An 11,681-nucleotide genomic window follows, 5' to 3' on the forward strand; every position below is an offset into this window, starting at 1 on the left:
GCATTAGGCTCAAACGAGGATTTTCTTATGAATAAACGTCAGTTTCGTGTGATTTTTAGCAAAACATTGCAACCTATTGTCGTGGTTTCAGAACCGGTAAAAACCGAAGGAAAAACAAAAAGTGAGATGCCTCAAATGCAAAGTGCGGTTAATTTTCTACCCATTTTTGCCGCCTTAACTCCCCTTGTCTTTCGTTTGTTCTGTGCTTTGAGTTTTGTCTTTTCCTCGTCTGTATTTGCGGAAACCTTAATCATCAAAGCCGATCCCAACGCTCCCAAAAATCAACAACCTATTGTGTTGCAAACAGCGAACGGATTACCGCAAGTCAATATTCAAACCCCGAATGATAAAGGGCTTTCTCATAATAAATACCAAGATTTTAATGTAGACAAAAAAGGGGCGATTCTTAATAACAGCCACAAAGACACACAAACACAGCAAGCAGGTTGGGTACAAAGCAATCCTTATCTTGCTCGTGGCGAAGCAAAAGTGATTCTCAACGAGGTAACATCTACACATCCAACCCAACTTAAAGGTTATGTGGAAGTGGCAGGCAGAAAAGCCGAAGTGATCATCGCTAATCCAAATGGGCTTCATTGTGATGGGTGCGGTACGATTAATGCGACACGCTCAACAATGACCACAGGCAAACCGCAGATTATTGATGGACAAGTAGAAAGCATTAACATAGAAAGAGGCAAAATAACCATCAGTGGCAAAGGGTTAGATAACAGTCGTGTCAATTATACCGATATTCTTGCTCGAGAAGCGGAAATCAATGCAGGCGTTTGGGCGGGGAAAAAGCTTAATGTGGTAACCGGCAAAAACACCATCAAACAGGCAGATATGGAACATGGCGGAAATGATTTACAAATTACCCATATTGACAGCCAAAATCTCAGTGAAAACGCACCGCACTTTGCTTTAGATGTGAGTGAGCTTGGCGGTATGTATGCGGGGAAAATTCATCTTGTCGGCACAGAACAAGGACTGGGGGTGCGTAATGCAGGGCATATTGGGGCAAGTGCGGACAATTTAGTGATTGATTCACAAGGTAAAATTGTCAATCAAGGAATGATTTCTGCGAAGGGAAATCTACACGTCAGTACGAAAAAAGAAATTCAGAACCAAGGGCAATTACTCACCGAAGCTCAGCTAAGTACCAAAAGTTCTCATTTGGATAACCGTGGCGGTAAGATTGAAGGAAGAACCGCACAAATTAATGCGACCGAGACAGTGAATAATGATCGCATAGGTTCAACAGGATCTTTGATTCAAACCGCTGAAAAACTTGATATTCACAGCAAACTCGTTACAAACAAAAACACGAAAGCGTCACAAAGTAAGCCCCCTGAACAAGGTATTATTGCAGGTGTACTGACAATAAATGGCGATGCTCTTGCCAATCAAAACGGGGCAATTTATGGCATGCAAAATGTTCAACTTAATCTTTCGGTACACTTGGATAATCAGCAAGGCGAAATTCTCTCTCTTGGTGAGTTACAAATTCAAGGCGATAAACTTAATATGAATAATGAACATGGGGAAATCGCAAGCAGAAGTAATTTAGCTATTTATGCCAATAAATTAGAATCTGAAGGAGAAATTGAAAGTAGCCACAATGCGAGTATTCACCTCAAGCAAGATTTAACGCTTAATAATGCTTTCAAAGTAGGCGGTAATTTAGACTTCCAAACACAGGGCAATTTTATCAACAACTCAGTTCTTCGTGTGGGAGAGAAACTAAGCATACAGGCTCATAATATCAATAATAACAGGGAGAGTGAGCTATCCGGTAAAAACACCCAAATTCTCAGTAATGAAATAATTAATCGAGGATTAATTGATGGTGAAAAAACCTTATTAAAAAGCACCGCACTTTCTAACCTTGGGACAGGGCGAATTTATGGCAATCATTTAGCCATTGCGACACCAAATCTTATCAATGGCAAAGAAGACAATGCTTCGCCAACCATCGCAGCACGTGAACGATTAGATTTGGCGGTCGGTTCACTTATCAATCGTGATCATGCGTTAATTTTTAGTGCGGGAGAGATGGGCATTGGCGGTCATCTTAATGAACAGCACCATGCTGAGGGGAAAGCTTCATTCATTGATAATGGCAGTGCGACTATTGAGGCTTTGGGAAATGCTTATGTGAATACAGCACGCCTACAAAATCACGACTTACACTTGCGATTGGGGGAAAATCACACCGATGAACGGCGAGTTGAATATGCACCGAAAAATACATCTCGACGCTATGTACTGATAGATAAAGATGGCAATCACGGGCGATTTGATTCAAGAAATAATAGTAGGAGCGATAGAAATTCTTATTTAAGGCTGAATGACGGCACAACCATTGCGGCTAATAGTTGGATGCATTGGGATTATAATCGCCACACTATTACGACAACGATTGAAAAACGTGATCCGGCTAAAATTTTGATTGGCGGTGATCTTCATTTATCAGGCAATGATCTTGAAAATAATGCGTCTACTCTTTCTGTAGGAAAACGCTTATTACTCGGTGATGAGGTATTTATAAAAAATGATAAAAATGAAACGTTACATTCCACAACCGGTACATCGCTCAATAATATTGATATTGCAGGAACGATAAATGTTACGGACAAAGGACATTGGGATAGCTTCCATAAAAAGAAACGTCGCTATGGAATAAGGGGAAGGAAACGTTGGGCGGTTTATGGTACCGGAAGAGGGGATTTGAATGACATTCACCCGACGAGCCATTTCTTCTTCAATAAGGTGGATAATACTATCGGTCAGCCTGTTGACAGCACCAACACGCAAATTACAGCTCAAGCTGAGGCGATTGTGCCAAACCAAATGAATGGCGTAATTATTAACTTACCGGAACAAAGTCTATATCAGATTAACCCCGACGCCCCTAATGGTTATTTAGTGGAAACCGATCCGCACTTTACTAACCGTAAACAATGGCTTAGCTCCGACTATATGCTTAACGCATTGCGTTACAATCACGAAAATGTGCAGAAACGATTGGGAGACGGGTTTTATGAACAACGCTTGATTAATGAACAAATTCATCAACTCACCGGACGACGCTTTTTAGATAATCACCAAACCGATGATGAGCAATACAAAGCCTTAATGGATAGCGGTATTTATTATGCCAAAAAATTTAACCTGCACCTCGGTGTCGGCTTAACAGCGGAGCAAATGGCAGAGTTGACTGCGGATATGGTATGGTTTGTGAATAAAGAAATTACGCTACCGAGCGGCAAAAAACTGACGGTACTCACTCCACAAGTTTATCTTGTTGCACGAAATCTTGATGTAACTTCACAAGGTGCTTTAATTTCAGCAAGAGAAATTATGGGTAATATTAACGGAAAACTTACCAATACGGGAACGATTGCGGGGCGAAATCTGACCGCACTTTCTGCCAAGAATATCAACAACCAAGGGCTTGTTTTGGGGGATTCCGTCAATTTACTTGCAAAGCAAAAATTAGTTAACCTCGGCGGTAGAATTGAAGCTCTTGATTCAGTGACATTAGTCGGCAAAGAAGGTGTTGACATTGCAAGTACAACAACTCGCCTAGCTTATCAAGATGACTTTGGTAATAAATTTGACCGCACTCATGTAGATAACCTTGCCGGTATTCATGTCAAAGATAAAAACGGTAAATTAATTGTTCACAGCCCAAAAGATGTAACTATTAAAGGTGCAGAACTCAATAGTGCAGGCGGAATACTTGTTCAAGCCAACCATATTGATATTGGTACCCTTAATACAAAAAATAAAACGGATTACAATGCGGATATGGATAATTACTACCGCTTAGAACAGCATCAAGAAGTCGGTTCTCAATTAAATGGAAAAGGTAATATCACCCTTGCCGGTGAACAGGGCGTTGTGATTCGCCAAGGGGAAATTCATAGCGAGAACGGTGATGTTCATATTGCCTCAAACGGTAATATTCGCATTGAAGAAGGGCGTAACAAAGAGCGGCTTTCCTCTGCCTCTAAAGTGAAGCATAGTGGTTTTCTTCAATCCACGACAGATATCACTAAACATGACCACCATTATGATTTAGCTCAAGGCTCAACCCTTGATGGTAAGAATGTGGTGTTGCAAAGCAATGCTAACCTGACGGTTCAAGGCTCAAATATTGTTGCTGAAAATCAGCTCAATGCTCGAGCGAAAAACATCGCAATTAAGGAAGCAGAAAACCGTGTTTTCGAACAAGATGTTGAGAAAACCACGAAATCAGGCTTAATGAGTTCAGGGGGATTTGGCTTTAGCATTGGCGAAAAGAAAACCACCACAGAAACCAATCAAACCAAATATTACGCCACAGGTAGCCAAGTGGGAAGCCTGAAAGGTGATACCGCCCTTATTGCAGGTAAACACTACCAACAAACCGGCAGTACCCTCTCTTCCCTTGAGGGCGATGTGACTATCGGTGCGAAAAAAGTCGATATTTTGGCTGCAGATGACCGATACGAAAGCCGTTATAAACAGACGATGGAACAAAAAGGTTTTACGATTGCGGTGAATATTCCGGTGGTGCAGGCGGTACAAAATGCCCTTGCGGTAGCGAAACAAGCCGAACAGGTGGGCGAAAGCAAACACAGTCGAATTAATGCCATGGCGGCGGCGAATACGGCGTGGAGTGCGTATCGAGCGGGACAAGGGTTAATGCAAGCGAGTCAAAGTCTCAGCCAAATGGCGAACGGCAATATGGCACAAGGGGCGAATGTCAGCGTATCTATCACTTATGGCGAACAAAAGAATGTGCAGACCACGGATATCCAAGGCAACACTGCAGCAAACAGTGCGATAAATGCAGGTGGAAAAGTCACCGTTACCGCCACCGGAGCGGGCAAGGAATCGGATATTCACGTTGTGGGGTCTGATGTATCAGGTCAACAAGGCACCCTCTTACAAGCAGAAGATGAAATCAATGTTCTTGCAGCCAAACAAACGCACCAAGAGCGGAGCCAAAATAAATCCGCCGGCTTTAATGCGGGTGTGGCGGTGAGTTACGGCTCAAATGGTTTAGCCTTTGGATTTACCGTAGGGGGAAATTATGGCAAAGGCTATGGCAACGGCGATGAAACCACCTACCGTCATAGTCATATTGGCGATAAACACAGCCAAACCCACATCATGAGCGGTGGGGATACGACCCTTCGTGGTGCACAAGTGCGGGGCAAAGGCGTACAGGTTCATGCCCAAAACCTCAGCATTGAAAGTCTGCAAGATACTATGACCTATAAAGGCAAACAAATGAATGTGAGCGGACAGGTAACGGTGGGCTATGGCTTTTCCGCCTCCGCCAACTTCAATCAATCGAAAATCAACGCCGATTATGCGAGCGTACAAGAACAATCGGGGATATATGCAGGAGATGAGGGGTATCAAATTAACATTGCCCAACACACTGACCTCAAAGGCGGCTTAATCACCTCCACCGCCCAAGCCGAAAACCAAGGTAAAAACCAATTCAGCACAGGCACACTTTCTTATTCGGATATTCAAAATCATGCTGATTATAATGGGAGTGCGGTTGGTGTAGGAGTACAAGCAGATATTAACGGTGGCTGGGACGGTCGTCAGGTTAGAGATGGCTCACCGGTAAGTCGAGTGAATCAAGGTATCGGCTTTGGTTATGACAAAGACAGCCAATCCAGCCTAACAAAAAGCGGTATTAATACGCAAAACCTCATCATTCGTGACGAACAAGGACAGTTGGCGAAAACGGGAAAAACTATAGAAACAACAAGAGGGGAAATCAGCACAAACATCACTACGGATTCCGCAGAGCAACATACAGGCAAACTGGCACCAAACTTTGATAAAGAGCGGTTACAAAAAGAGTTGGATTTACAGCGAGAAGTTACGCAAAAATTTGATCAAACTCGGCAGGAAGTTAAGGCTGAACTGTATGATATCGTTGATGAAAAACGAGAAAAGGCAACGCAAATTCGCAAAATCAATGGTGGTTATGATACCGAACTTTCCGCTCAATTAGATCGTGAGGCAACGGATTTAGATGAAAAAGTGCGTTGGTTAGATATGGGATTAGGTCTTTTACAAGGTAGTGCGGGAAATAGCAAAACAATGTTAGGTGTTTTTGCGGGCACTCAAGCCGATCGTGCCGTTCGTTCTGCCACAGCACCTAAAGAAATGTGGTATCACAAGAAAGTAATTAATGAAAAAACCGGCAAAGTGAAGTTAGAATCAAGACAAATTTGGTCATTGAATGATTTAAGCAGAGAAGAACTGGCAAGCATTCAAGACACAAATGGCAAAGTTATTACTGTGTCTAATCCCGGTATTTTCAATAATCGAGAAGATTCATTAAGCAACGCAGAAAAACAAAATCTTAATAGTACAAACAGCAGTGGTGTCATTGTGGTTATGAATCCTCCAACAGGGAACTATAAAGGCTGGTGGATACTGTCTTCTATGGTTTCTGAACTGATGTATGTCGGTTACGACCAATTGAATAATAAAGTGTTCCAAGGCTATTTACCCAAAACTAATTCAGAAAAATTGAATCAAGATATTTATCGAGAGGTTCAAAATATGGGAAATGGCTGGTCGGTTGATACCGACAATCATAGTCGTGGTGGTATTACAGCCAGTGTTGCTTTAAAGGATTGGGTAAACAATAAAGAGCAAAACGGCATTGCCCCAATCAGAAAAGCACGTTTCTATGGTACAGCCACAAATGTGCAGAATGATTATGCCGATGTGTTACAGAAAAACGGTTATACCTATACGAGTGCGGACGGAAAAACTTATAACAGCGGAGCCTACTCAATCGTGCATGATAAAGATTTTGTGGGGAACAAATGGATACCTTTCTTGCTAGGAAATAATGAGACAACAAAAGGAGATTGTGGGATATTTTGTTATTCGCATAGCTCGTATTTTGCGGAAGTTCCTGAGCAGTATCAAAGAGATGAAGATGGGAATATTAAAATGGAAAATGGGAAACCTGTTGAAACAGAAAACTGGAAAGATTACACAAAAAAATGGGGAACCCCTAAAACAGGTGCTGATGGTGATATAAATCATGCTATTCCAAAATTAGTCAATCCCAATAATCCGAATGGAGAAAAATATGAAACAAATCCTTTTTAAATATTTTATGCTAATTACTTGTGTTTTGGGATTAAGTGGCTGCGGTTATTTGCTATCACTTGGACAGTTAATGCTTGATGGTAGGTGTGCAGATTGGAATTGTTCTAAACCTACGCCAAGATGGAGAAAGGCAGTTGATGACTGTTACAGTAGAAACTTTGGAGTTGTTAAGCAACAATTAGGATACAAAGATCATGGAGAAGTTCAGGATAGCGATATTGGGCAGCATATTTCTTATCAGTGTGTTCGACATGACGGCAGATACGATATTCGCAAAGATAAGCAGTATGGGCATTTATTTGTGAAATGATTATGCCGGTGCGGAACTCAATAGTGCAGGCGGAATACTTGTTCAAGCCAACCGTATTGATATTGGTACCCTTAATACAAAAAATAAAACGGATTACAGTGCGGATATGGATAATTACTACCGCTTAGAACAGCATCAAGAAGTCGGTTCTCAATTAAATGGAAAAGGTAATATCACCCTTGCCGGTGAACAGGGCGTTGTGATTCGCCAAGGGGAAATTCATAGCGAGAACGGTGATGTTCATATTGCCTCAAACGGTAATATTCGCATTGAAGAAGGGCGTAACAAAGAGCGGCTTTCTTCTGCCTCTAAAGTGAAGCATAGTGGTTTTCTTCAATCCACGACAGATATCACTAAACATGACCACCATTATGATTTAGCTCAAGGCTCAACCCTTGATGGTAAGAATGTGGTGTTGCAAAGCAATGCTAACCTGACGGTTCAAGGCTCAAATATTGTTGCTGAAAATCAGCTCAATGCTCGAGCGAAAAACATCGCAATTAAGGAAGCAGAAAACCGTGTTTTCGAACAAGATGTTGAGAAAACCACGAAATCAGGCTTAATGGGTTCAGGGGGATTTGGCTTTAGCATTGGCGAAAAGAAAACCACCACAGAAACCAATCAAACCAAATATTACGCCACAGGTAGCCAAGCAGGTAGCCTAAAAGGGAACACTACCCTACTTGCCCAAGAGCATTATCACCAACAAGGCAGTACCCTCTCTTCCCTTGAGGGCGATGTGACTATCGGTGCGAAAAAAGTCGATATTTTGGCTGCAGATGACAGATACGAAAGCCATTATAAACAGACGATGGAACAAAAAGGCTTTACGATTGCGGTGAATATTCCGGTGGTGCAGGCGGTGCAAAATACCCTTGCGGTAGCGAAACAAGCCGAACAGGTGGGCGAAAGCAAACACAGTCGAATTAATGCCATGGCAGCGGCGAATACCGCATGGAGTGCGTATCGAGCGGGACAAGGGTTAATGCAAGCGAGTCAAAGTCTTAGCCAAATGGCGAGCGGTAATATGGCACAAGGGGCGAATGTCAGCGTATCTATCACTTATGGCGAACAAAAGAATGTGCAGACCACGGATATCCAAGGCAACAGGGCAGCAAACAGTGCGATAAATGCGGGTGGAAAAGTCACCGTTATCGCCACCGGAGCAGGCAAGGAATCGGATATTCACGTTGTGGGTTCGGATGTGTCCGGTAAACAGGGTACTTTTTTGCAAGCAGAAGATGACATCAATTTACGGGCAGCCAAACAAACCCACCAAGAGCGGAGCCAAAATAAATCCGCCGGTTTTAATGCGGGTGTGGCGGTGAGTTACGGCTCAAATGGTTTAGCCTTTGGATTTACCGCAGGGGGAAATTATGGCAAAGGCTATGGCAACGGCGATGAAACCACTTGGCGAAATAGCCATATAGGCGATAAACACAGCCAAACCCACATCATGAGCGGTGGAGATACTGCCATTAAGGGAGCCCAAGTGCGAGGCAAAGGCGTACAAGTTCAAGCCCAAAACCTCAACATTGAAAGCCTGCAAGATACCATGACGTATAAAGGCAAACAAATGAATGTGAGCGGACAAGTGACGGTGGGCTATGGCTTTTCCGCCTCCGCCAATTTCAATCAATCGAAAATCAACGCCGATTATGCCAGCGTACAAGAACAATCGGGGATATATGCAGGGAATGAGGGGTATCAAATTAACATTGCCCAACACACTGACCTCAAAGGTGGCTTAATCACCTCTACTGAACAAGCCGAAAAACAGGGTAAAAACCAATTCAGCACAGGCACACTCTCCTACTCGGATATTCAAAATCACGCCGATTATAAAGGCAGCCGTATCGGGTTAAGTGGTTCAATGGCAATAAACTTTGACACGCCGTTAGGCAAATACGGACAAGCCCAAAGCCAAAAACAAGCAGTGAATGACAAAGGCGAAAAACTTTACATAGATAGCCAAGGCAAGCAAACCACCGCAAGCCGAGACAGTGCAGGTAATGCGAATCAAGCCAAATTGGCGAAAGGCTTAGATTCTTTAACGGGGACGACCTCTTTCGGATTCGGATCAGATAGAGACCATCAAAGAAGTGAAACCAAATCAGGTATTAATACCACAAATATCGCAATTAGAGACGAACAAGGACAGCTTAAAAAGACGACTAAAACCGTTGAACAAATCGCAGCGGAAGTTAAAACGAACATGACCACCGACAATGCCGAAAGCCGTTCGGGTAAGCTGGAAAACCGTTTTGACAAAGATGAGTTACAAAAAGAGTTGGATTTACAAAGAACGGTTAGCCAAGACTTTAGTAAAAATGTTCAGGCTGCTAATGCCAAAATCAATCAACACCTTGATCAACTCAAAACACAGCGAGAAAAAGGCGAAATAAGTCAAAGCGACTATGACACTCGGGTGAGAAGTTGGCAACGAGGGCAAGTGCTACTCAACAGTGTTGCCTCAGGTTTAATTGCACCGACACAAAGCACAATAGGCATAGTAGCAGCCACCGCATCGCCGGCATTATCGTATGAAATTGGGCAACACTTTAAAGGATTAGCCAAAGCAAACCAACTCACAGGAAAAACTGAACGAGAAGAGTTAACCGTGGAACAAAAAGCTGCACATATCCTTGCTCATGCAGTATTAGGAGCGGCGGCCGCCGCAGCAGGAGATAATCATGCCCTAGCAGGAGCAATAAGTGCAGGTGGGGCGGAAGCTGCTACACCTGTGATTGGTAAATGGTTATATGGAAAAGACAAAGGAAGTGATTTAACAGCTAAAGAGAAAGAAACCGTGACCTCGATAATCGGTTTGCTGGGTGCTGCAATAGGCACAACAGTCGGCAACAGCTCAACAAACGCAGTACAAGGCAGCCTGAATGCACAAAGTGCAGTGGAGAATAATAGCCTTCATGTTGATAAAAATGGTGTAGTTATTCGTAATATTTCTAATGATGACTACAATATTTATCAATATGATTATGCTTGTTCTCCTGTTGCTGGAAATAATTGTCCTAATTTGAAAGATTTTGATGAGTTGTATAATTCCCCCAAAAAAGTTGTAGGTCAAGTAATGTGGCAGGACTCATTTACCAGTCCAGAATCAGGAAAATCTTTTGGTATTATACATTTTGGAGAAAATATAGAACCATATATCTATCAACTTAATGATAAAGCATGGGGGCAATGGGATATAACTGTTGCTATAAAAAGTCTTCCAGGTGGAGAATACGATATAAAAAGCAATTATCCTAGTGCTGGTTCATATCATGGATTTTTATTTCAGGGTAAATATATCTCATTGAGAGATGGTGGAAATATCTTAGCAGGTATGAATGCTGCTGTTAATAGAAAAACTTTTGATGAGTTTCAACAAGCCAGTGGAGCACTACAACAAGGTGGTAAGATAGGTGTTTTATTAAATGTGTTTACCGGTAAGACTTACGGATCTGCTCCTATGTATGGTGAATTACCATATCAATACAATAAAAGTAAATATGGTTACGATTTAGGACTAGAAAGGATATGGATAAAAGACGATATGAAAAATATGATTCCTAATAATAAATAAAATATCGGAGATATACTTAATGGAATTCGTTAATAATTTTAACATTTTGTCACTTTTATTACTAATATTTATTCCGATATTTCTTACAATATACGTTATATACCATGCCATTCATTATCATAAAACATATATATTAAAAATGAGCTTTGTATTATTGGGATTAATATTTTTCAGTATGTATTACATACATTGCCGTTATATTGATCCACAAAAAATAGCTCATTATTGCATAGATGGAAAATGTATTTCTATTGTTCATCTATGCAAAGGTTGCGGTATAAACTCTCCTACATATGCGAAAATCTATGACGGAAAGATATTATTTAGATTTCAAACAAAAACTAGAAATCACGCCGAATTCCTTATGGAAGATGATATATTAATTAGTAAAATAATATTGGGGAATAAATTTATCATTTATGGGTCATTACCTTTAATGTACGGTAATGTAGATACTATTAAAGTAAAAGAAGCAGCTGGTTATATAAATGAAGAAAGAATTGACTATATTGCTTCAAGAAAATTAAAATTTAGATATTTATATTAATTTGATGATGTACAACATTAAACAATGTAATTTTTTAATGCTCCAATCTGTTTGGAAATATAATATCCATCAAATTTAGAAATATATTTGAT

4 protein-coding genes are annotated in these 11,681 nt (G+C 41.4%); all 4 read left to right on the forward strand.

The genetic code is table 11. From position 1 onward, the window contains the following. Window positions 1-27 precede the first annotated feature (27 nt). The 4 genes from HSM_RS01375 to HSM_RS10950 all read left to right on the forward strand — a co-directional run bounded on the left by HSM_RS01375 (window position 28) and on the right by HSM_RS10950 (window position 11,589). Window positions 28-7,146 (forward strand): two-partner secretion domain-containing protein, encoded by a 7,119-nt coding sequence (locus HSM_RS01375; protein WP_012341135.1) that lies wholly within the window; start codon window positions 28-30, stop codon window positions 7,144-7,146. Then, window positions 7,127-7,456, forward strand: coding sequence for a hypothetical protein (locus HSM_RS01380; protein ID WP_203414993.1), 330 nt, complete (start codon window positions 7,127-7,129; stop codon window positions 7,454-7,456). Before HSM_RS01375 ends, HSM_RS01380 begins: the two co-directional genes overlap by 20 nt. 106 nt (window positions 7,457-7,562) lie before the next feature. After that, window positions 7,563-11,042: a hemagglutinin repeat-containing protein gene (locus HSM_RS01385; protein WP_012341138.1), complete on the forward strand. Its 3,480-nt coding sequence runs from the start codon at window positions 7,563-7,565 to the stop codon at window positions 11,040-11,042. 364 nt (window positions 11,043-11,406) lie between these two features. Beyond that, window positions 11,407-11,589, forward strand: a complete 183-nt coding sequence (locus HSM_RS10950; protein ID WP_203414994.1) for a hypothetical protein — start codon at window positions 11,407-11,409, stop codon at window positions 11,587-11,589. The last annotated feature ends 92 nt before the right edge of the window (window positions 11,590-11,681 follow it).

This window comes from Histophilus somni 2336, from assembly GCF_000019405.1.
Taxonomy (GTDB): Bacteria; Pseudomonadota; Gammaproteobacteria; order Enterobacterales; family Pasteurellaceae; genus Histophilus; species Histophilus somni.